Raw genomic sequence first — 21,277 nt, 5'->3', positions numbered from 1 at the left:
CGAAACGGTGAAGTCTCGCTAGCTCGCGAGCCGCTGCAGGATCAACGATGCATTGGTACCACCAAATCCGAACGAATTCGACAACGCGATGTTGATCTCGCGCTTGCGCGGTTTGAGCGGCACCAGGTCGATCGCCGTCTCGATTGACGGATTTTCAAGATTGATCGTCGGCGGCGCCACATTGTCCCGGATGGCGAGAATACAGAAGATGGCCTCTACCGCACCCGCCGCGCCAAGCAGATGCCCGATCGACGACTTGGTCGAGGACATCGACACTTTTGACGCCGCATTGCCGAGTAGCCGCAGCGCGGCGCCCAATTCAATCTCGTCACCAAGCGGCGTCGAGGTGCCGTGTGCGTTGATGTAATCGATGTCGGCCGCGGTAATGCCAGCGCGCTTCATGGCGGCGCTCATACTACGGAAAGCGCCATCGCCATCGGGCGTGGGTGACGTGATGTGATAGGCATCGCCCGACATGCCGTAGCCGACGATTTCGCCATGGATTCTGGCACCGCGAGCTTTCGCGTGTTCGTATTCTTCCAGCACGACGACGCCAGCGCCCTCGCCCATTACGAAGCCATCGCGGTCTTTGTCATACGGGCGCGACGCCCTCGTCGGATCGTCATTGAAGCCGGTTGATAATGCGCGGGCGGCGCAGAAGCCAGCCATCGCCAGACGGCTGATCGGCGATTCGGTACCGCCGGCGACCATCACGTCGGCATCCCCGAGCGCGATCAAGCGACTGGCGTCACCGATCGCATGCGCGCCGGTCGAACAAGCCGTCACAACCGAATGATTGGGGCCCTTGAGGCCATGCGCGATCGAGACATAGCCGGAGGCTAGATTGATCAGGCGACCGGGAATGAAAAACGGAGAAACCTTGCGAGGTCCGCGCTCCTTCAGGAGCAGCGCCGTGTCGGCAATCCCCGACAGGCCACCTATGCCGGAACCGATCATGGTGCCAGTGGCGCATTTTTCTTCTTCGGTCTTGGGGTGCCAGTTGGCGTCATCGAGCGCCTGTTTGGCGGCGCACATCGCGTAGATAATGAAATCGTCGACCTTGCGCTGGTCTTTCGGCTCCATCCAGTGATCGGGATTGAACGTGCCGTCGGTGCCGTCGCCGCGCGGAATCACGCAGGCAATCTGGCTAGTCAGGTCCGACACGTCAAAAGTGTCGATTCGCTTGGCGCCGCTCTCGCCGTTGAGAATGCGCTTCCAGGTCGGCTCAACGCCGCAACCGAGGGGCGACACCATGCCAAGGCCTGTGACGACCACCCGTCTCATCGTCGAATCCTCCAGCCGACCCTGCCCGTCACAGCAAGAAGCCGGTGGACCGCATCAAGCGATCCGTCCGGCTTCAAATGTGTCGCGCGAAGGCGTCAGCTTTTTGCGTTTTTCTCGAGAAACTTGGTGGCATCGCCAACGGTCAGGATCGTCTCCGCGGCATCGTCCGGAATTTCGCAGCCGAACTCTTCTTCGAATGCCATCACAAGCTCAACCGTGTCGAGACTGTCAGCGCCGAGATCATCAATAAAGCTCGCGGCATCGACAACCTTCTCGGGTTCAACACCAAGGTGTTCGACCACGATCTTCTTAACTCGCTCGCCAATCTCGCTCATCGTAAAACCTCGTGCTTGTTACATTCGGCCCGTCCGTAGACGATACGAGCCATCGTGGAGCGTTAACTCGTTTGAACCCTGCGCAGTTGCGCGTGATCTGGATTGCCCCGTCGTCCCGGACGGAGCGTCGCGAAACGGCAGGCTCGCCCCCGCCAATATACAGGGTTTCAAATTCCTGCAATGGCCTTCTTCGCCCCGCCGCTGAAGGTTCGGTTAGCATACTTCCCCAGCCTTGGCCACCAGCCTCCCTGTCCGGCCGAACATCCATCAAATCAGGATGTTGCGGGTTCCCAGCCGCTCAAATCATGGCCATCCCGCCATTGACGTGAATTGTCTGCCCGGTGACGTAGGCCGCCTCGTTTGAACTGAGATAGACCGCCGCCGCAGCAATATCTTCCGGGGTGCCGAGGCGCCCGGCGGGGACCTTGGTCAGAATCGTCTCGCGCTGCTTGTCGTTCAGCGCATCTGTCATCGGCGTGGCGATGAAGCCCGGTGCGATGCAGTTGGCGGTGACATTGCGCTTCGCATATTCGGCGCCGAGCGTCTTGATCATGCCGATCAGCCCGGCCTTCGCGGCGGTGTAGTTGCCCTGGCCCGGATTGCCGGTCACGCCAACCACCGATGTGATGGCGATGATGCGGCCGAACCGCTTGCGCATCATCAGCTTGGTGGCGGCGCGCGCCAGCCGGAAAGTCGCGGTCAGGTTGACGTTGATCACGGCATCCCAGTCCTCGTCCTTGAGCTGGACGAACAGGTTGTCGCGGGTAATGCCAGCATTGCTGACCAGAATATCGAGCTGGCCCATTGCCTTTTCGGCCGACGGCACCAGAGCCTCGACCTCGGCGGCATCGGACAGGTTGCAGGGCAGCACGTAAGTGCGATCACCGAGCTTGGCCGCCAGCGCCTCCAGCGCCTCGCGTCGCGTCCCGGACAGGGCCACCGTGGCGCCCTGCGCATGCAGCGCCGCCGCGATCGCTCCGCCAATGCCACCGGTCGCGCCGGTCACCAATGCGGTCCGGCCAGTCAAATCAAACATGTTATTTCCTTTGTCGTTCAGGCCGAATGCGCGGCGGCGAGCGCATCCTTGGCCGCCAAAATGTCGTTCGGTCCGCTGACCGACACACCGATCGCACCATCGGCGATACGCTTGACGAGTCCGCTCAGCACCTTGCCGGAGCCGAGTTCGAGAAACCGGCTAACGCCGTGGCTTGCCATGTACAGCACACATTCGCGCCAGCGCACGGTGCCGGTGACCTGCTCCACCAAGCGACGGCGGATTTCGTCGGGATCGCTCAGCGCCGAAGCCAGCACGTTAGATACCAGCGGCACCACCGGCGCGTGGATGGTCACATTGGCAAGCGCCGCCGCCATCACGTCGGCGGCGGGCTGCATCAGACTGCAATGAAACGGCGCCGACACCGGCAGCAACATCGCGCGCTTGGCGCCCCTGGTCTTGGCGATATCGAGGGCGCGCTCGACCGCCGCTTTGTCGCCGGAAACAACCACCTGGCCGCCGCCATTGTCATTGGCAGCCTGGCACACCTGGCCCTGCGCGGCCTCTTCGGCCACCGCGACGGCGGTCTCGAAATCCAGTCCCAGCAGCGCCACCATCGCGCCGATGCCGACCGGCACCGCTTTTTGCATGGCGAGGCCACGGGTCCGCAGCAGCCGGGCGGCGTCTGATATCGACAGGCTGCCGGCGGCGGCCAGCGCCGAATATTCGCCGAGCGAATGCCCGGCGACAAAGGCAGCATCCCGCGCCAGCGAGATCCCGGCTTCGCTCTCCAGCACGCGCAAGGTGGCAAGCGATACCGCCATCAAGGCCGGCTGGGCGTTCTCGGTGAGCTGCAGGGTTTCGGCCGGGCCGTCCCAGATGATCGCGGTCAGCTTCTCGCCGAGCGCCGAATCAACCTCGTCGAATACCGCCCGCGCGACCGGGAAGGCCTCGGCCAGCGCCTTGCCCATGCCGACCGCCTGGGAGCCCTGCCCCGGAAAGGTGAATGCTGCGGTCATCAATACCCCTGCAGGATGTTGCCGTATGGCGTTAAATCGCTCAATCTCGCGCGGAAAGACACTGACGCTGCGGGCGATGTCAAGTTGCACGGCCGAACAGACCGGCCGCGCGCGCCGGGGGAAATCGTCGGTCGCGGCATCGGGACGGCGCGGTCGCCGCCGTGTTTCCCTTGCCATTTGCCCGAAAATCCGTATAACCCGCGAAATCCGCAGACCCCGGCCGGGAGCTGAACGGACGGTCCCAGCAATTTGAGATTCTGAATTGATGTGACAGGGCCAGTTGGCCCGTCGTCCCGTGCTTCCGCCTTCTGAGCAATATCGAGTCCTTTCCAAGAGGGTTCGAAGGGCTTGCCGCCGGGCGACGCGCTAACAGTGGAAAGGACAATCATGGCTCTCTACGAGCATGTATTTCTCGCGCGCCAGGACGCGAGCGCCCAACAGGTCGAGGACCTGACGGCACAGATGACCGCAATCGCCGAAGGTCTCGGCGGCAAGGTCGTGAAGATGGAAAACTGGGGCGTTCGCTCCCTGACCTATCGCATGAACAAGAACCGCAAGGCGCACTTTGTTCTCATGAACATCGATGCCCCGTCCGCGGCGATCACCGAGATCGAGCGCCAGGAGCGCATCAGCGAAGACGTCATCCGCTATCTGACCATCCGCGTCGAAGAGCACGAGGAAGGCCCGTCGGCGATGATGCGCAAGGCCGATCGCGATCGTGATCGCGATGACCGTGGCGGCGGCTTCCGTGGCGACCGCGAAGGTGGTTTCCGTGGCGACCGTGAAGGCGGCGGTTTCCGTGGCGGCGCCGATCGTGAAGCCGGTGGCTTCCGTGGCGATCGCGGCCCGCGTCGTCCCCGTGACGACGAAGCTACCCCCGCAGCATCGGTTGAGGAGTAAGCATCATGGCTGAAGCTGGTGCACGCCGTCCGTTTTTCCGTCGTCGCAAGACCTGCCCGTTCACAGGTCCGAACGCGCCGAAGATCGACTACAAGGATTCCAAGCTGCTGATGCGTTACGTTTCCGAGCGCGGCAAGATCGTGCCGAGCCGCATCACCGCCGTGTCCGCCAAGAAGCAGCGTGAACTCGCCCGCGCCATCAAGCGCTCGCGTTTCCTCGGCCTCTTGCCCTACGTCATTCGCTAAGGCGAATTTCTTCAGCCCGCGGTCTTTGTGCTGCGGGCTGTTTGTTTCAGAGCGTCTGCAGCCCGCGGCATCCCTGTCGCGGGCTGTTTTCTTGTGCGGCGGCTCCGGTTTATCCGCATACCGCTGCGCATCTTCTATCTGCTGACGGAGAAATTTGATTTTCCATTTTATCTTCGGCCTGCCCTGTCTGCTGGTCGTCACCCGGTTCGTCTGGCCGTTGCAACTGCCGCTGATCGCAAAAATCGTCTTGACGGTCGTGCTGCTGGTCGCCTCGCAATATCACCTGTGGAGCCGGCTCTCCTCGGGTTCGGTGTTCTCGCCCGAATTTCCACGTGTGGCGGTGATTCTGTTCAACTGGGCGTTCCTGACGATCTTTCTTCTCGCCGTTCTGCAATTGCTGCTCGACGGCGTGTCCCTGCTCGGCATGCTGTTTCGCGTCGGCGGCGCGGGCGCGCCGGACGCGGTTCGCTACGCGATGGCGGGCACGGCCGCTGTGCTGGCCGCACTCGGCGTCCATCAAGCCATCCGGGTACCGCCGCTGAAGGATGTCGAGATCGCCATCCACGGGCTGGCGCCGCAGTTCGACGGCTACACGATTCTGCAACTGACGGACCTCCACATCAGCCGGCTGTTTCCTGCCCCTTGGACTCGCGCGGTCGTCGACCGCGCCAACGCCCTTGGCGCCAACCTGATCGTGGTTACCGGAGACCTGATCGACGGAACCCTTGCGGCGCGACGCGCGGATGTGGAGCCGCTGCGCGACCTGCGCGCGGCGGACGGCATCTATGTGATTCCCGGCAACCACGAATATTTCTTCGGCGACCGCGCCTGGATGGCGCATTTCACCGCGATGGGCATGCGCGTGCTGGCCAATGACCACACCGTGATCGACCGGAATGGTGGCCAACTGGTGCTGGCCGGCGTCACTGACCTGACGGCGGCGCAGACCGGCCAGCCTGCCCCGGACCTCGCCGCGGCTATCAAGGGAGCGCCAGACGGCGTGCCGGTCATCCTGCTTGACCATCAGCCGAAGGACGCGCGGCGCGCCGCCGCGCAGGGCGTCGCGCTGCAACTGTCCGGCCATACCCATGGTGGCATGGTGATCGGGCTCGACCGCCTCGCCGCTCTCGCGAATGGCGGCTTCATATCTGGCCGCTATCAGGTCGACGGCATGACGCTCTACGTCAACAACGGCACCGCGCTGTGGCCGGGCTTCGCCCTGCGGCTGGGGCGCCCGTCCGAGCTGACACGGATCACGCTGCGCCGGGCGGAGTGAGGGAAGGTGGCTGACTAACCGGACCGTCCCGCCAATCGGCCGTTGATCCCTGCCCGCGTATGCACTAGAAGTCCGGCAACAGGTGATGATGCTGTCCGCCCAGTATTCGCTCCGGCGTTATACTTGAACTCTAAATAGTTGGTCACGCTGCGGAATTCCCGTTGACGTCGATCTAACCGCTCAAAGGGGGCGGGACAGCTGATGATTACCAATATCCTTATCGCGCTTGCCGCCGGCGCCGCCTCGGCGCTGATGTTCGCCTCGATCATTTCGGGCGCGCTGGTTTCTCTGTTGCTGTTCTATCTGGCGCCGCTGCCGCTGATGGTGGCCTGCCTCGGCTGGGGCCCTCTTGCCGCCTCGATCGGCGGCATCAGCGCCGCCACCGGCCTCGGCCTGCTGTTCGGCATGCCCTATCTGATCGCCTTCGTCGTCACCGTCGCGCTGCCGTCCTGGTGGCTGGGCCATCTCGCGCTGCTCGGCCGCCCGGTCAGCGATGGCGTCCCCGCCGCCAATGGAGTCGCAGCCATCGCACCGGTCGTGGAATGGTATCCGGTCGGCCGCATCCTCCTCTGGGTGGCGGGCTTTGCCGCGCTGACCACGATGGGCGCGCTACTGACGCTGGGCACCGACGGCGACACCATTGTCGGGGCGCTGAGGAACGCTTTGGCGCGCATCATGGGTCCGCGCGGCGGCGTGGACAGCGGCGACGCCGAACAGCTGGTCAACGCGCTGGTCACCATCGCGCCGGCCGCGGCGGCGATCGTCGCCATCACGACGCTGACGCTCAATCTGTGGCTGGCCGGCAAGATCACCGCGACCTCCGGCCGGCTGCATCGCGCCTGGCCGGATCTGAAAACCGCCACGTTGCCGCCTCTGACTCTGGTCGCGCTGTGCGTGGCGATCGCGGTGTCTTTCCTGGGCGACGTGTTCGGCATCTTTGCCATGATCGTCAGTGCGACGCTGATGATGGCCTATGCGCTGACCGGCTTCGCCGCGCTGCATACGCTGACGCTCGGCATGAAGACCCGGATGCTGTGGCTGTGTTCGACCTACGCCTTCGTGCTGGTGCTCGGCTGGCCGATCCTGGCGATGGTCGGGCTCGGCATCGCCGACGCCTTCTTCGGATTCCGCCAACGTTTTCTGCAACGCCGACCGCCGTCACCGGTGGCCTGAACTCAACTCACACCTCAACCAGACTCAAAGGAGACATATTATGGAAGTTATTTTGTTGGAACGCGTCGCCAAGCTCGGCCAGATGGGCGAAGTCGTCCGCGTCAAGGACGGCTTTGCACGCAACTTTCTGCTGAAGCGCGGCAAGGCGCTGCGCGCCACCGCGATGAACCGTTCGAAGTTCGAAGGCATGAAGGCCGACCTCGAGGCGCGTAACCTCGTCGCCAAGGAAGAAGCCACCGTCGTCGCCGCCAAGATCGACGGCCGCAACGTTATTGTGCTGCGTCAGGCGTCGGAAACCGGCCAGCTGTTCGGTTCGGTCACCGTGCGCGACATCATCGCGACCTTCGAGAGCGACGGCGTCACCTTCGCCCGCAGCCAGGTGCTGCTCGACGCACCGATCAAGACCATCGGCAAGCACAAGATCTCGATCGCCGTGCATCCGGAAGTCGAAGTCAGCGTCAGCGTCACCGTGGCCCGCAGCGCGGCGGAAGCCGAGCGCATCAACCGCGGCGAAGACATTTCGAGCCGCCAGGAAGACCAGGACGCCGCCGCCGAGGCGCTGGCCGCCGCCGGCGAGTTCTTCGATCCCGATGCCCGTCCGAGCGACGAAGACGAAGCTTCCGACGAGAAGTAAGACCGCGCTCTTCCGGGAGCCCGCGTCCTGCAGCAAGCCCGGCCTTAACAGGCCGGGCTTTTTCATACGTTAAAAGGTCCGCCCAACAAAAAGCCCGACCTGCTGACAGGCCGGGCTTTTCGTTTGCAATCAGCAGGTTGAGCCGATGCCCTCGCTTATTGTGGGACCGCGGCGCCGGGCGCACCGGAAGAGGTCGGCGGCGCCGCCGGCTCCGCGGCCGGAGCCGGCGACACATAGGCCGGGGCCCCAGGCGTCGGTGCCGAGGATGGTGTCTCGGATGGCGACGGTCGCGCGTCCGGCTCAGCCCGAGGCGCCGGCGTCACCGCCGGAACCGGGTCGGCGCGCAACGGTGTTTCCACCCTGGGTTCGCTTTTTGCTGGTTCGGGCCTGGAAACTTCCGGCCTGGCTTCATCCGCGGGTTTGGCGACCGGTTTGCTGGCCTCTTCCTTCGGAGCCTGTAAGGGCACCGGCTTCGCCGGTTCAGGCTTCGTCGCTTCGATCTTGGGAGCATCGGCCTTCGGCGCTTCCATTTTCGGCTCGTCCTTTACGGTCGCGGCCTTTGGCGCCTCGTCGCGGTCACGCCGGTTTTTCTTGCCGGATTTCTGCCTTGGCTCAGGCTTCGCAACCGCTTCATTCTCGGTCGCCGGAGTCTCCTCGACCGCAGGCTTGGCGGCATCGGGATTTTCGATGGCAGGACGCTGTCGCTTGGCATTGCGGGACTGACGCGGGGTCGGCGCCGCCTGATCCGGTTTCACATCGGGCTTGGCCTCCTGCGGCTCCGGCTCACGCTTGCGGCGGCCAAAGCCGAACAGGCCAGGCTCGTCGGCCGGCGCAGCCGCGGGTGATGTCGCCGCCGGCTTCTGCTCGGAACTCAGTTCCTTTCCCTGCTTGGTGAGCCCACCGCCGCCGAACCGCGTGTCGGTGGCGCCATTGGAAATCACATAGGCCGATAGCAGCGAGGCCATATCGGTGCTAGTTGTATAATGCTGACGCAGGAAGCCAGGCAGCGCGCCCGGTGCCACCGACTTCAGCAGCCCGCGCGGGCTCTTGTGGCAGACGGCACAGCCGCCGGCGAAAATCTGGGAGGGGGTTTTTCCAGCTTCCAGGTTTTGCGCCTGGGCCGGGACTGCCGTGAAGCCAATCAGGAGCATCACCGTCGCTAAACTGAGCGCTCGGCTCAACATTTCAATCTCCTGATACAGAAACCCGGGGGCAAGGCGGACAGCTTGTAGCTCATTGCACCATGAATGGAAGTGGGCAGATTCCGCAACAGCGAGATGGAACATTTCAGATGGCGGCATTGCGGCAGACGCAGTGGCATACCACAAAAGGTATTACTATCATGTAATTCAGAGCGAGGAGATCGACGATCGCGTCAACGGCCGGCAGATCGCTCATGCCCGGTCGCCCATGATCACGGTATTGGGGTAATTCGATGGAACGTCTGTTGCGTTTCTTTCTCGATCGCTACATCCGGCGCGGAACCATCACTTTCATCACCGCCCGAGGCACAAGCTTCACCTGTGGCGACGGCAGCGGCCCGCAGGTTTCCGCTCGATTTGTGACCTCCGCCGCCGAACGGCGACTTTTGATCGACCCTGAGCTGGCGCTCGGCGAGATTTTCATGGAAGGCCTGCTGGTGATGGAGCGCGGCACTATCGCCGACCTGCTCGCCATTGCCCTCGCCCAGCCTGACCTGGCTCCCCGGTGGGCCCGGGCGCAGTGGTGGCTGCGCTATTTGATCCGGCACGTGCAGCAGTTCAATCCGCGACAGCGCTCCCGGAACAATGTGGCGCATCATTACGATCTGGACGGCCGGCTCTACGCGCTGTTTCTGGATGCCGACCGGCAGTACAGCTGCGCCTATTTCGAGACCCCCTTCGCGAGCCTCGATGACGCACAGCTCGCCAAGAAACGCCATCTGGCCGCTAAAATGCTGATTGCGCCCGGCCAGCGGGTGCTGGATATCGGATCCGGCTGGGGAGGCCTTGGCCTGTATCTGGCGCAAATGACCGGTGCTGACGTCACCGGGGTGACGCTCTCGACCGAGCAATTGCAGGTCGCCAATGCCCGGACCGCCGAGCAAAAGCTCGACAATTCTGCCCGCTTCCTGCTGCAGGACTATCGCGACATTCCCGGTCCGTTCGATCGCATCGTTTCCGTGGGCATGTTCGAGCATGTCGGTGTCGATCATTACGACACTTTTTTCCGTCGCTGCGCCGAATTGCTCGGCGAAGAAGGCGTGATGGTCTTGCATTCGATCGGTCGGCCGGAAGGCCCGGGCATTACCAATCCGTGGATCGCCAAATATATTTTTCCGGGAGGGTACATTCCGGCCCTGTCAGAAGTGCTGCCTGCGATTGAACGCGCCGGTCTGCTGATATCGGACGTCGAGATCCTGCGGCTGCATTATGCCGATACCCTGAAAGCCTGGCGTGAGCGCTTCATGGCGCGGCGCGAGGAAGCCGTTCGACTGTATGACGAGCGCTTCGCGCGCATGTGGGAGTTTTATCTGGCATCGTCGGAAATGTCGTTCCGCAAGCAGAACGTGATGAATTTCCAGATCCAGCTGACCCGACGACAGAACGTCGTTCCAGTTACGCGGAATTATATCGAACGCGAGGAAGCGAGACTACGAGCGCTAGAGAACGGGCAACAACCGCGGCTACAAATGGCCGGCGAATAGGTCCGAGTGGCGGACCTCGAGCGCGGTGGCGACGGGGCGGCCGAGCGCGCGTCCGGGAGCCGCTGGACGGAGCAAGCGCAACTTGGCCGCGCAGACGGTCTGTGAGTCGCACGCCAGATCGCCGCGGCGCTCGGTCTCCTCGAAGCTGTGGATCAGGCCGGCTAACCAGTCGGACCCATCCGTTCCAAAACCATGTGGCTGCTGGCGCTGATTCATTATATCAATCCTTCGCCTGTTCCCTCAAGCAACGTCCGATATCCCGACGGGTTCCGATCTGACGGGCAATCCGCCTTGGAACCCACCGTCTGGCCCGTTGGCGATAATGAGTGACAAATCTCGCCGCCAGGTTCAGGCAAGCCGGCTCATTTACGGCGGGTTGTTAAGAGAGAATTCAGCACGACTCACGCAACCATGGCGTCAAGCGGGATCGGTCATCGCCGATCAGCCGATTGTGTGAATCGTGCATAAGGCAGGTTCGCGCTTCCCCCCGGGACCGAAGCAGCGCTCTATCCGCCCAATCCGCCAATTCAGAAGAACCAATACATGGCCGCATTTGATTCGAACGTCCTCAAGCTGGCTCCGGACGCGGCCACGCCCGCCTACCGGACCGCGCCGCACAATATCGAGGCGGAACAGAGCGTGCTCGGCGCTATGCTGGTCAATAATGACGCGTTCTACCGGGTCTCCGACTTTCTGAAGCCAGAACATTTCTTCGAGCCGATCCATCAGACCATCTACGAGACCGCCAGCAGCATCATCCGCGCCGGCAAGGTGGCCACCCCGGTCACGCTGAAGACCTTTCTGCCGACCGATACCGATCTCGGCGGCATGACCGTCGGTCAATACCTCGCCCGGCTCGCCGCCGAAGCCACCACCATCATCAACGCCCATGATTATGGCCGCACCATCTATGAGCTGGCGATCCGACGACAGCTGATCCATGTCGGCGAGGACATGGTCAACGTCGCCTATGACGCGCCGGTCGACTTCGCGCCGCGCGCCCAGATCGAGGATGCCGAGCGCCGGCTCTACGAACTGGCCGAAGCCGGCCGCTATGATGGCGGCTTCCAGAAGTTCTCGCAGGCGATGAAGACCGCGCTCGACATGGCGGCCAACGCCTACAGCCGCGAAGGCAAGCTGTCGGGCATCTCGACCGGGATGAAGGATCTGGACGCCCGGCTCGGCGGCTTGCAGGCGTCCGATCTCGTGGTACTCGCCGGCCGCCCTGGCATGGGCAAGACCGCGCTGGCCACCAACATCGCCTATAATATCGCCCGCGCCTATCAATCCGAATTGCAACCCGATGGCTCCAGGAAGACCACCAATGGTGGCATTGTCGGCTTCTTCTCCTGCGAAATGTCGGCCGAACAGCTGGCGACGCGTATTCTCGCCGAGCAGACCAATATTTCCTCGTCCAGCATCCGCCGCGGCGGCATCACGGAACGCGACTTCGAGAAGATCCGCGACCACACCATCGAGCTGCAGCATCTGCCGCTTTATGTCGACGAAACCGGCGGCCTGTCGATCTCGCAGCTCACCGCCCGCGCCCGCCGCCTGAAACGACAGAAGGGCCTCGATGTCATCATGGTGGACTACATCCAGCTGCTGTCGGGCTCAGGCAAGCGTTCCGACAACCGCGTGCAGGAAGTCACCGAGATCACCACCAGCCTGAAGGCCCTGGCCAAGGAGCTGAACTGCCCGGTGGTGGCGCTGTCGCAGCTATCGCGCCAGGTCGAAAGCCGCGACGACAAACGCCCGCAGCTCTCCGATCTGCGTGAATCCGGATCGATCGAGCAGGATGCCGACGCGGTGATCTTCGTCTACCGCGAGGAATATTACCTGCAGAACAAGGAGCCGCGCCCCGGCACGCCGGAGCACGAAAAATGGCAGCTCGACATGTCGCTGGTGCACGGCCGCGCCGAAGTCATCATCGCCAAGCAGCGCCACGGCCCGACCGGCACCGTCGAGCTGCAATTCGAGGGCCAGTTCACCCGCTTCAGCGATCTGGTCGGCGAGAGCCATCTGCAGCCCCATCACGAGTAAAGCCGACCTGACCGACAAACGTCACGGCCGGTGACTTCTCAGGTCAACCAATTCTGATTAATGTCTGAGCTTCCGACGCAAACCCGCGAGCCGGATGGATGTCCACGATACCTACCATATCGACACCGCCCGAACCGTGTTCGGCGCAGCCACGAAGCCGCTCGCCCGATCTCACGCTCGCCGAAATCGTCAAGCTGCAGAGTGATGCCGAATACATCAAGCGCGATGTCTCCGAGTTGCGCACCGACTTTCGTGACGTCAGGGATCGGCTGGCACGGCTCGAAGAGCGCGTCCTGCATCTGCCAGGAAAAGGCTTTATCGTCGTGGTCGTGACCACCGCGCTGGTGATCATCGGCGGTCTGGTCACGATCGCGCCAAAGCCGCAGGCCTTGCTGCAGACAGCGACGCGGCACGGTTGAACCATCTTCCGCCCGCGCTTATTGTGCAGCGCGGTTGATCAATTCTGTCCGCAATCACGTGATGCGTTGCGCGTCAGGAATGCCCATGAATGTTGTGTCTGATCCCAAATCATTGTCCGGCAGCGGCGCATTGTCGCCTGACGCCGACCTTGCCGCGGCCACCGGCGTGCTGACCATCGACCTCGACGCCATCGCGGCGAATTGGCGCAAGCTCGAAAAGGCCGGCCTGCCCGCCGAATGCGGCGCGGCGGTCAAGGCCGACGCCTATGGCTGCGGCATCGATCCGGTGGTGCGCACGCTGGTCGGCATCGGCTGCAAGACCTTCTTCGTGGCCACGCTCGACGAGGCCCGCGCGGCGCGCGCGGCCGCGCCCGATGCCGCGCTCTATGTGCTGAACGGCCTGCTGCAGAATTCCGGCGATATTCTAGCTTCGATCAATGCCCAGCCGGTGATCGGCGACCTCCAGGAACTGGCGGAATGGGACATGTTCTGCCGTCGCACCGGCTGGAGCGGCGGCGCCGCCATCCATGTCGACACCGGCATGAACCGTCTCGGCCTCAGCGCGCTCGATGCACAGGGGCTGGCGCCGCGCATCAGCGCCGGCAATCACGGCATCACGCTGGTGATGAGCCACCTCGCCTGCGCCGAGAAACTCAACCACCCGCTCAACGCCAGACAGGTCGTGGCCTTTCGCGAGGTCGCGCACCTGTTTTCCGGCGTGCCGGCCTCGCTGGCCAATTCCTCCGGCATCTTCCTCGGCTCCTCCTTCATGTTCGATCTGCTGCGGCCGGGGGCCGCGCTGTACGGCGTCAACCCGACGCCGGAGGCCGACAATCCGATGGCGCCGGTGATCGATCTCAAGGCCCGCATCGTGCAGATCCGCCAGGTCGAGCGTGGCGACAGCGTCGGTTACAGCGCCACCTGGACGGCACGGCGGCAGACCCGTATCGCGGTGGTCGCCGCCGGCTATGCCGATGGCTATTTCCGCGCCGCCGGCTCCAGCGATGGCACCCGCGGCGCCGAAGTGATGGTCGCTGGCCAGCGCTGCCCAATAGCCGGTCGCATCTCGATGGACCTGCTGGCGGTCGACATCACCGATGTCCCGACAGCCGCCGTGCGCCGCGGCCACATGGTGACGTTGATCGGCGACGGCATCACCGTCGACGAATTAGCGCATCCCTTCGGCACCATCGCCTATGAAGTGCTGACCAGCCTCGGCCGACGCTATCACCGGGTCTACAAGGGCGGCGCGGCGTAGCGATCTCAGCGCTCGACGCCGTACAGCACCGCGTAGGGCGTTGCCCGCTGCAGCGTCAACCCGGCGGGCGGCGGCGTCAACGGCGTCGGCGGATCGATCAGCAGCACATGGTCGAACCTGTTGCGCCAGTCCCGCAGATAGGGCGCGGCCTGCAATTCGGCTTCGGCGAATGGCTGCGATAGACGCGCCCAGATGACCGGACCGCCCGGCGACTGCGTCAGCGGCGCGAAGGCCGGCATCACCCGCAGCGGCTGCTGCGCGGGATCGGCGAACAGCAGCGGCCAGAACGCGCGGCGCTCCACCACCATCAGCGCGCTCAACTGGGTGTCGAGTCGGGAAATCCCCGGCAGTATCCACTCCGGTCGGCCGGCCTCGACGTCGCCGACGGGCCGGCCGCGCGCCATCATCACCTTCGCGCCCGGCGCGATCGAGGCTATCGCGCTGCGTAATTCCGCAACTGCCTGGCGATGACCGATCCACGTCGTGGAAATATAGACGGTGCGCGCGCCGATCAGCGCCGCGAACAATACAGCGGCCACGATGCCGAGCCGCGCCGGCAGCCGTGGCTCAATGCCGGCGAACAGCAGCAGGGCGATCATCAATCCCAGCCGCACATCGACAAAGGTGCCGCCCTTGATCTCCGAGGGTGCCGCCACATAAGCGAGCATGAGGATGCCGAACGCGATCGAAAATCCCGGCGCCAGCGCGATGCGCCGCCACGCCATCGCAATCAGTGCCAGCACGATAACAGCGGACCACAGCGTGAGATCAATGCTGGTGGTCATGAACGCCGTCAGCAGCGCCCATAATTTGTAAAATACGCCGGCGATGGCGGCCGGAGCCGCCACGCCGGAGGCCAGCGGACTGGCGAGATAGAGCAGCAGCGCCGGTGCGCCGGCAACCACCAGCACAGCGATACTGCGCAACGTCTCGGTCGCCATCAGCGCCCCGGCGCGGCGCGCTTTGAGAAGGTAGGCAATCTCCTGCGTTCCGATCAGCAGCGCAAACAGCAGCACGCCGAACAGATGGCAGAAGAACAGCAGCGCCGCCGCCGTCGCGCCGAACGCCGACGCGCGCCAATGGTGGCCGCGCCGGCGCAGCGCCATCCAGCCGGCGCCGGCGATAAAGGCCAATCCCAGCGACAGCAGAAAGTTCATGAAGCCGAGGTGAAACACGCCGTTGAAGGCGACCAATCCGGCGGCCAGCGGCCAATATAACCACCGCCCGAACGCCACCCGATTGTAGATGATCACGCCAATCACCGGCGCAAACGCGCTCAGCGCCAGCAGCAGCCGGCCGCCAACATGGACACTGGTGACCTTCAGCAGCAAGGCGCCGAGCAGATCCATGCCGAGATTGGGCATCACCCCCCAGCGTGGCTGATACAGGCGCGACAGCACCTCGTCGTCGGGATGCGCCAGCACGAAATAGCGCGCCAGATGGTTCGGATAGTCCAGCACTGGCGGCACATCGACCAGAAAGAACGGAATCGCCAGCGCGGCGGCCAGCGCGAGCGCGGCCAGCCACCACAGCGGTTGCGGCCAGCGCCGAGGACGCGATCCAGGCAGGATGATGTCAGCCAAAGGCGCGCTCATGACCAATCCGGTGATGCCCGACCCTAGCAGCCCGGCCTTTCCGGTCCGTCAATACCACGCTCCCTGTTGAGCTTTAGTGGCCTTTGCCCGACCCTGACCGGCCGCACCGAGTCGCCTGGAGCCGGACCATGAATTTCATCTTCGTCCTCGCGGTCGGCCTGGTCGCCGGCACCATTTCGGGCATCGTCGGCACCGGCTCGTCGATCATGCTGCTGCCGGTGCTGGTCTACGAATTCGGACCGAAGCAAGCGGTGCCGATCATGGCGGTGGCCGCCGTGATGGCCAACCTGTCGCGGATTCTGGCGTGGTGGCGCGAGGTCGACTGGCGCGCCGCCGCGGCCTATTCGGTCACCGGCATTCCCGCCGCGGCGCTCGGCGCACGGACGCTACTGACCCTGCCCTCGCAGGCCGTCGACCTCGCCATCGGCAGTTTCCTGATCGCGATGGTGCCGGCGCGGCACTGGCTCGCCCGACATTCGTTCAGGATCACGCTGTGGCATTTGGCGCTGGGTGGCGCGATCATCGGCTACATCACCGGCATCGTGGTTTCCACCGGCCCGCTCAGCGTACCTTTGTTCCTGTTCTACGGTCTGAGCAAAGGCGCCTTCCTCGCCACCGAGGCGGCGAGTTCGCTCGGCCTCTATCTCAGCAAGTCCGTCACCTTCCAGCAATTCGGCGCGCTGACGCCGGACGTGCTGATCAAGGGCGTGATTGCCGGCTCGTCTCTGATGATCGGCGCGTTCGTGGCCAGATGCTTTGTGCTGCGGCTCGACGCCAATGTATTTCGATTGGTGATGGACGGGATCATGCTGCTCGCCGGCCTGAGCATGCTGTGGAATGCGTTCTCGGCACCAGCCGGCTAATCGGCGGCACGGCCACGTAGCCCGGATGAGCAGAGCGAAATCCGGGTTTATGCTTTTCTCATCCCCGCCTGTCGCTTCGCTCATGCGGGCTACTCAATTGCTGATCTTTGATCAAAATGTTTTAATTTTATCAATCCGAACAAATATAACTACACTCTGATATGCGACGTTCCCGCATGTCCTGGATCATTGGTCTGACATTATTCGGCTTGGCCTATTGGCAGGTCAGACGACGCGCCCTTGAAAGGGCTGCGGAGCTTTCCCCGACCGGGATGCTGCGATCGCCGCTCTATTGGATCGGAAGCGGACTAAGCGTCCTGCTGGTCGGCTTCGTGCTGCTCGTCGGCCAGATGTATCGCGGCGCGCCCATTCCGGCGGGACTCTGGATCGCAATCGTCGCGATATTTGGGGTCGCCCTGATGATTCGACGCGCCCTGAAATGGCGCTATCCTGTCTGAACAGTCGACGTTTGTTGCCTGATGGCGGCTTCTCGGCAGCCCCTTTCGACCATCCGAAGCCCAAGCCATCATCGACAAGAATGTTGCAAGTCGCGCCACGCCTGCGTAAACCCACAAGAACAAACCAAAAACAACAATGCTTTCTGGTTACGCTTCTCTCGAACAGCGATTCCGTTTTTCAATGGCCAAGAATTCCCTCTCTTTCGTCTGCCAGAACTGCGGCGCTGCCTATAATAAATGGCAGGGCAAGTGCGAGGCGTGCGGCGAATGGAACTCGCTGGCCGAGGAGGACACCACCGGCGCCACCACGATTCCGGTCAGCGCGCGCTCCAAGCGCAAGGGCCGGCTGTTCAACCTGGAAAGCCTCACCGGCAAGAGCGCCGACGCGCCGCGGATTCCGTCGGGAATGGCCGAGCTCGACCGCGTCACCGGCGGCGGCTTTGTGCGCGGCTCGGTGCTGTTGATCGGCGGCGACCCCGGCATCGGCAAGTCGACGCTGCTGACCCAGGCCACCTCGCTGATGGCCCGCGCCGGGCATCGCGTGGTCTACATCTCCGGCGAGGAAGCGGTGGCGCAGGTGCGGCTGCGCGCCGAACGCCTTGGCCTGTCGGATGCTTCGGTGCAGCTCGCCTCGGAAACCTCGGTCGAGGACATCGTCGCCACTTTGTCGGAAGGCGCGGTGCCACGCCTGATCGTGATCGATTCGATCCAGACGATGTGGACCGACACGGTCGAATCCGCGCCCGGCACCGTGACCCAGGTCCGCGCCTCGGCGCAGGCGCTGATCCGCTTCGCGAAAAAGTCCGGCGCCACCATCATCCTGGTCGGCCATGTGACGAAGGACGGCCAGATCGCCGGCCCGCGCGTGGTCGAGCACATGGTCGACGCGGTGATGTCGTTCGAAGGCGAGGGTTCGCAGCAATTCCGCATTCTTCGCGCGGTAAAGAACCGGTTCGGGCCGACCGACGAGATCGGCGTGTTCGAGATGACAGGTCTCGGCCTACGCGAAGTGTCGAACCCCTCCGAACTGTTCCTGTCGGATCGCGACCTCGGCAGCCCGGGCACCGCGGTATTTGCCGGCATGGAGGGCACCCGCCCGGTACTGGTGGAATTGCAAGCGCTGGTGGCGCCAACCACGCTCGGCACACCGCGCCGCGCGGTGGTCGGCTGGGATTCCAACCGATTGTCGATGGTGCTGGCGGTGCTGGAGGCGCATTGCGGCGTCAAACTGTCCGGATATGACGTCTATTTCAACGTCGCTGGCGGATTGCGCATCAACGAGCCCGCTGCCGACCTCGCGGCCGCCGCCGCTCTGGTGTCGTCGCTGTGCAACGCGCCGCTGCCGACCGACGCGGTGTATTTTGGCGAAATCTCGCTGTCCGGCGCGGTGCGCCCGGTGTCGCTGACCTCGGCGCGGCTGAAGGAAGCCGCCAAGCTCGGCTTTGCCCGCGCGGTGCTGCCGGAATCGGCGCGCGGCGACGCCGGTGGCGACGCCGGGTTGACGCTCGGCCCGGTCGGCGGCCTGACCACTTTGGTGGCTGACATCGCCGCCCGCGGCGTCAAGCCGGCCCGGGACAACAGTAAAAGCACAGACGCGGAAAAAAACACCGCGCCGGCGCGTTTCAAGCGTGGCGAGGGTTGAGCCGCGCGTGACCTTGCCGGTTACCGTCGCTATACAGCGATCATGCAACCTGTCGCCTGCCGCATCATGGTCCGTTAAGCCAATGGAACAATGATGTGATGTGCGGCGGGATAGCTGTTTTCCGGCCTCGCCGGACGTGCCATATCACCGTCACCAGAACCGGCCGCTGAGCCGATTCGCGGTTTTGAGATTACAAGCGGACCTGAGCAGCCGATGCCGATAACGATTCTCGATCTTGTCCTGCTCGGGGTGATGCTGATCTCCGGCCTGCTGGCGATGGTCCGCGGCTTCATGCGCGAGATCCTCTCGATCGCCGCCTGGGGCGCCGCCGCGCTGGTGACGCTGTTCGCGTTCCAGAAGCTGCTGCCGACCGCGAAGACCTATTTCAACAATGATACGGTCGCCAGCGTTGTCGTGGTCGCCGGCGTGTTCATCGGTACCTTGATCATCGTCTCGATCATCACGGTGCGGATCTCCGACATGATCCTCGATTCGCGCATCGGCGCGCTGGATCGCACCCTCGGTTTCCTGTTCGGCCTCGCCCGCGGCCTGCTGATCGTGGTGGTGGCATTCCTGTTCTTCAGCTGGCTGGTTCCGGACAAGCAGCGTCCGGACTGGGTGACGTCGGCGAAATCACGCGTTGTTTTGCAGGGAACCGGCGATTGGCTGATGGCGCTCTTGCCGGATGACCCGGAAAACACCATCTTGAAGAGATTCAAGAAGAACAAGCCCGATGAGGACACAACCGACGCCGAGCCGGCCGCACCGGCTGCTGGCGATGGATACACCAAGCCTGCCCGCGACAGCCTCAAAAAGCTGATCGATGGCAAACCGGCGACCAAGTAGTTCGCAGTCCCCCGCGAGTTTCTTGCGACATGAGAGGCGATGAACCAATGCAAAGCCCTTCCCACGACGCAGCGAAACCCAAACTCGAACCAGACCAACATCACAACTACCGCGATCCGGACCTCGATGGCGACATGCTGCGCGAAAAGTGCGGCGTGTTCGGTATCTTCAACCATCCCGACGCCGCTGCCATTACCGCGCTCGGGCTGCACGCTTTGCAGCATCGCGGCCAGGAGGCCGCCGGCATCGTCTCGTTCGAAGGCGGCCGGTTTCATTCCGAACGCCGGCTCGGTCTCGTCGGCGATACCTTCTCCCGCGCCGATGTGATCGCGCGACTGCCCGGCACCGCCGCGGTCGGCCACACCCGCTACTCCACCACCGGCGAAACCATTCTGCGCAACGTGCAGCCGCTATTCGCCGAGCTCAATGCCGGTGGCTTCGCGGTCGCCCATAACGGCAACCTCACCAACGGCCTGACCTTGCGTCGCGAGCTGGTGCGTCACGGCGCCATGATGCAATCGACCACCGACACCGAAGTGATCCTGCATCTGGTCGCGCAGTCGAAGCGCAACCGCTTCATCGACCGCTATATCGAGGCGCTGCGCGCCATCGAAGGCGCCTATGCTCTGGTATCGCTGACCAACAAGAAGCTGGTCGGCGCCCGTGATCCGCTCGGCATCCGCCCGCTGGTGCTGGGCGACCTCGACGGCTCGCCGATCCTGGCCTCGGAGACCTGCGCGCTCGACATCATCGGCGCCAAATTCATCCGCGACATCGAGCCTGGCGAGGTCATCGTGTTCGACGAGAACGGCGCGCAGAGCCACAAGCCGTTCGCGCCGCTGCCGCCGCGGCCCTGCATCTTCGAATATATCTACTTCGCCCGGCCCGACTCGATCGTCGGCGGCCGCTCGGTCTACGACGTGCGCAAGGCGATGGGCGCGCAGCTCGCCCGCGAGACCCATGTCGAGGCCGACGTCATCGTGCCGGTCCCGGATTCCGGCGTCCCCGCCGCGATCGGCTATTCCCGCGAATCCGGCATTCCGTTCGAGCTCGGCATCATCCGCAACCATTATGTCGGCCGCACCTTCATCCAGCCGACCCAGAGCGTGCGCGAACTCGGCGTTCGCATGAAGCATTCGGCCAACCGCGCCGCGATCGAAGGCAAGCGCATCGTGCTGATCGATGACAGCCTGGTGCGTGGCACCACGTCGAAGAAGATCGTCAAGATGATGCGCGACGCCGGCGCCAAGGAAGTGCACTTTCGCATCGCCTCGCCGCCGATCACCCATCCCGATTATTACGGCATCGACACGCCGGACCGCACCGGCCTGCTCGCCGCGACCCACACGCTCGAGGAAATGTGCGAGCTGATCGGCGCCGATTCGCTGGCCTTCGTCTCCGTGGACGGCATTTACCGCGCGATGGGCGAACCCGGCCGCAACCCGGCAGCGCCGAAATTCGCCGACCACTGTTTCACCGGCGACTACCCGACCCCGCTGACCGACATGCGCGAGATCGAAGCCCCGCGGCAGCTCTCGCTGCTGGCGGAAGCGAGCTGACGCCAGTGTCGTCCCCGCGCAGGCGGGGATCCATAACCTCCGGCGTAG

General features: G+C 63.8%; 20 protein-coding genes. 14 read left to right on the top strand and 6 right to left on the bottom strand.

Annotated elements, in window-relative coordinates; genetic code table 11:
• Positions 1–18: 18 nt before the first annotated feature.
• The 4 genes from fabF to fabD form a co-directional block, all read right to left on the bottom strand.
• Positions 19–1,284: a beta-ketoacyl-ACP synthase II gene (fabF, locus tag Q0S16_RS07285; protein ID WP_295846523.1), complete on the bottom strand. Its 1,266-nt coding sequence runs from the start codon at positions 1,282–1,284 to the stop codon at positions 19–21.
• 95 nt (positions 1,285–1,379) lie between these two features.
• Entirely contained in the window at positions 1,380–1,619 is a 240-nt protein-coding gene (locus tag Q0S16_RS07280; RefSeq protein ID WP_006020277.1) for an acyl carrier protein, read from the bottom strand.
• A gap of 298 nt (positions 1,620–1,917) precedes the next feature.
• Complete coding sequence (fabG, locus tag Q0S16_RS07275) at positions 1,918–2,655, bottom strand: 3-oxoacyl-[acyl-carrier-protein] reductase (protein WP_295846520.1); 738 nt, start codon at positions 2,653–2,655, stop codon at positions 1,918–1,920.
• A gap of 17 nt (positions 2,656–2,672) precedes the next feature.
• Positions 2,673–3,632: an ACP S-malonyltransferase gene (gene fabD, locus Q0S16_RS07270; protein ID WP_295846518.1), complete on the bottom strand. Its 960-nt coding sequence runs from the start codon at positions 3,630–3,632 to the stop codon at positions 2,673–2,675.
• 387 nt (positions 3,633–4,019) lie between these two features.
• Between fabD and rpsF the strand changes: the two genes are divergently transcribed.
• From rpsF to rplI, 5 genes are all read left to right on the top strand, one after another.
• Positions 4,020–4,532, top strand: coding sequence for a 30S ribosomal protein S6 (gene rpsF / locus Q0S16_RS07265; RefSeq protein WP_295846570.1), 513 nt, complete (start codon positions 4,020–4,022; stop codon positions 4,530–4,532).
• Positions 4,533–4,537: 5 nt separating this feature from the next.
• Positions 4,538–4,777: a 30S ribosomal protein S18 gene (rpsR, locus tag Q0S16_RS07260; protein WP_002711478.1), complete on the top strand. Its 240-nt coding sequence runs from the start codon at positions 4,538–4,540 to the stop codon at positions 4,775–4,777.
• Positions 4,778–4,934: 157 nt separating this feature from the next.
• Positions 4,935–6,053 carry a metallophosphoesterase gene (locus Q0S16_RS07255; RefSeq protein WP_295846568.1) on the top strand — a complete coding sequence of 373 codons (1,119 nt, stop codon included), beginning with the start codon at positions 4,935–4,937 and terminating at the stop codon, positions 6,051–6,053.
• 201 nt (positions 6,054–6,254) lie between these two features.
• Positions 6,255–7,226 carry a hypothetical protein gene (locus tag Q0S16_RS07250; RefSeq protein ID WP_295846506.1) on the top strand — a complete coding sequence of 324 codons (972 nt, stop codon included), beginning with the start codon at positions 6,255–6,257 and terminating at the stop codon, positions 7,224–7,226.
• A gap of 40 nt (positions 7,227–7,266) precedes the next feature.
• A complete protein-coding gene (gene rplI / locus Q0S16_RS07245; protein WP_295846504.1) occupies positions 7,267–7,860 on the top strand; it encodes a 50S ribosomal protein L9 in 594 nt (197 codons plus the stop codon).
• A 155-nt stretch (positions 7,861–8,015) separates the two neighbouring features.
• Here rplI and Q0S16_RS07240 read toward each other — a convergent pair whose 3' ends face one another.
• Positions 8,016–9,146: a hypothetical protein gene (locus Q0S16_RS07240; RefSeq protein ID WP_366517807.1), complete on the bottom strand. Its 1,131-nt coding sequence runs from the start codon at positions 9,144–9,146 to the stop codon at positions 8,016–8,018.
• Positions 9,147–9,295: 149 nt separating this feature from the next.
• On the opposite strand from Q0S16_RS07240, the gene Q0S16_RS07235 reads away from it, so the two are divergent.
• The 4 genes from Q0S16_RS07235 to alr all read left to right on the top strand — a co-directional run bounded on the left by Q0S16_RS07235 (position 9,296) and on the right by alr (position 14,266).
• On the top strand, positions 9,296–10,546 hold the full coding sequence (locus Q0S16_RS07235) for a cyclopropane-fatty-acyl-phospholipid synthase family protein (protein WP_295846502.1): 1,251 nt from the start codon (positions 9,296–9,298) through the stop codon (positions 10,544–10,546).
• A gap of 543 nt (positions 10,547–11,089) precedes the next feature.
• Positions 11,090–12,589, top strand: a complete 1,500-nt coding sequence (locus tag Q0S16_RS07230; RefSeq protein ID WP_295846499.1) for a replicative DNA helicase — start codon at positions 11,090–11,092, stop codon at positions 12,587–12,589.
• A gap of 98 nt (positions 12,590–12,687) precedes the next feature.
• Positions 12,688–13,008: a hypothetical protein gene (locus tag Q0S16_RS07225; RefSeq protein WP_295846497.1), complete on the top strand. Its 321-nt coding sequence runs from the start codon at positions 12,688–12,690 to the stop codon at positions 13,006–13,008.
• Positions 13,009–13,093: 85 nt separating this feature from the next.
• A complete protein-coding gene (gene alr, locus Q0S16_RS07220) occupies positions 13,094–14,266 on the top strand; it encodes an alanine racemase (RefSeq protein ID WP_295846495.1) in 1,173 nt (390 codons plus the stop codon).
• A gap of 5 nt (positions 14,267–14,271) precedes the next feature.
• Here the strand turns inward: alr and Q0S16_RS07215 are convergent, their stop codons facing one another.
• The gene (locus Q0S16_RS07215; RefSeq protein WP_295846492.1) at positions 14,272–15,861 is read right to left on the bottom strand and encodes a hypothetical protein; all 1,590 of its coding nucleotides are present in this window, start codon (positions 15,859–15,861) and stop codon (positions 14,272–14,274) included.
• A 128-nt stretch (positions 15,862–15,989) separates the two neighbouring features.
• Between Q0S16_RS07215 and Q0S16_RS07210 the strand changes: the two genes are divergently transcribed.
• The 5 genes from Q0S16_RS07210 (at position 15,990) to purF (ending at position 21,229) form a co-directional block, all read left to right on the top strand.
• Complete coding sequence (locus Q0S16_RS07210) at positions 15,990–16,724, top strand: sulfite exporter TauE/SafE family protein (protein WP_295846490.1); 735 nt, start codon at positions 15,990–15,992, stop codon at positions 16,722–16,724.
• Positions 16,725–16,900: 176 nt separating this feature from the next.
• The gene (locus Q0S16_RS07205; RefSeq protein WP_295846489.1) at positions 16,901–17,182 is read left to right on the top strand and encodes a hypothetical protein; all 282 of its coding nucleotides are present in this window, start codon (positions 16,901–16,903) and stop codon (positions 17,180–17,182) included.
• A 181-nt stretch (positions 17,183–17,363) separates the two neighbouring features.
• Positions 17,364–18,824: a DNA repair protein RadA gene (gene radA, locus Q0S16_RS07200; protein WP_295846487.1), complete on the top strand. Its 1,461-nt coding sequence runs from the start codon at positions 17,364–17,366 to the stop codon at positions 18,822–18,824.
• A 213-nt stretch (positions 18,825–19,037) separates the two neighbouring features.
• Positions 19,038–19,670: a CvpA family protein gene (locus Q0S16_RS07195; protein WP_295846485.1), complete on the top strand. Its 633-nt coding sequence runs from the start codon at positions 19,038–19,040 to the stop codon at positions 19,668–19,670.
• Positions 19,671–19,717: 47 nt separating this feature from the next.
• A complete protein-coding gene (gene purF / locus Q0S16_RS07190) occupies positions 19,718–21,229 on the top strand; it encodes an amidophosphoribosyltransferase (RefSeq protein WP_295846483.1) in 1,512 nt (503 codons plus the stop codon).
• Positions 21,230–21,277 lie beyond the last annotated feature (48 nt).

This window comes from Tardiphaga sp. (assembly GCF_025356345.1).
Lineage (GTDB): Bacteria > Pseudomonadota > Alphaproteobacteria > Rhizobiales > Xanthobacteraceae > Tardiphaga.
Note: the sequence above shows the minus strand (reverse complement) of the source record. Positions and strands in the feature narration are given on the sequence as shown.

Bases quoted from the DNA above. Each gene is read 5' to 3' on its own strand.
- fabF (WP_295846523.1), bottom strand. From the start codon at position 1,284: ATGAGACGGGTGGTCGTCACAGGCCTTGGCATGGTGTCGCCCCTCGGT.
- Q0S16_RS07280 (WP_006020277.1), bottom strand. From the start codon at position 1,619: ATGAGCGAGATTGGCGAGCGAGTTAAGAAGATCGTGGTCGAACACCTT.
- fabG (WP_295846520.1), bottom strand. From the start codon at position 2,655: ATGTTTGATTTGACTGGCCGGACCGCATTGGTGACCGGCGCGACCGGT.
- fabD (WP_295846518.1), bottom strand. From the start codon at position 3,632: ATGACCGCAGCATTCACCTTTCCGGGGCAGGGCTCCCAGGCGGTCGGC.
- rpsF (WP_295846570.1), top strand. From the start codon at position 4,020: ATGGCTCTCTACGAGCATGTATTTCTCGCGCGCCAGGACGCGAGCGCC.
- rpsR (WP_002711478.1), top strand. From the start codon at position 4,538: ATGGCTGAAGCTGGTGCACGCCGTCCGTTTTTCCGTCGTCGCAAGACC.
- Q0S16_RS07250 (WP_295846506.1), top strand. From the start codon at position 6,255: ATGATTACCAATATCCTTATCGCGCTTGCCGCCGGCGCCGCCTCGGCG.
- rplI (WP_295846504.1), top strand. From the start codon at position 7,267: ATGGAAGTTATTTTGTTGGAACGCGTCGCCAAGCTCGGCCAGATGGGC.
- Q0S16_RS07240 (WP_366517807.1), bottom strand. From the start codon at position 9,146: ATGTTCCATCTCGCTGTTGCGGAATCTGCCCACTTCCATTCATGGTGC.
- Q0S16_RS07235 (WP_295846502.1), top strand. From the start codon at position 9,296: ATGGAACGTCTGTTGCGTTTCTTTCTCGATCGCTACATCCGGCGCGGA.
- Q0S16_RS07230 (WP_295846499.1), top strand. From the start codon at position 11,090: ATGGCCGCATTTGATTCGAACGTCCTCAAGCTGGCTCCGGACGCGGCC.
- Q0S16_RS07225 (WP_295846497.1), top strand. From the start codon at position 12,688: ATGTCCACGATACCTACCATATCGACACCGCCCGAACCGTGTTCGGCG.
- alr (WP_295846495.1), top strand. From the start codon at position 13,094: ATGAATGTTGTGTCTGATCCCAAATCATTGTCCGGCAGCGGCGCATTG.
- Q0S16_RS07215 (WP_295846492.1), bottom strand. From the start codon at position 15,861: ATGAGCGCGCCTTTGGCTGACATCATCCTGCCTGGATCGCGTCCTCGG.
- Q0S16_RS07210 (WP_295846490.1), top strand. From the start codon at position 15,990: ATGAATTTCATCTTCGTCCTCGCGGTCGGCCTGGTCGCCGGCACCATT.
- Q0S16_RS07205 (WP_295846489.1), top strand. From the start codon at position 16,901: ATGTCCTGGATCATTGGTCTGACATTATTCGGCTTGGCCTATTGGCAG.
- radA (WP_295846487.1), top strand. From the start codon at position 17,364: ATGGCCAAGAATTCCCTCTCTTTCGTCTGCCAGAACTGCGGCGCTGCC.
- Q0S16_RS07195 (WP_295846485.1), top strand. From the start codon at position 19,038: ATGCCGATAACGATTCTCGATCTTGTCCTGCTCGGGGTGATGCTGATC.
- purF (WP_295846483.1), top strand. From the start codon at position 19,718: ATGCAAAGCCCTTCCCACGACGCAGCGAAACCCAAACTCGAACCAGAC.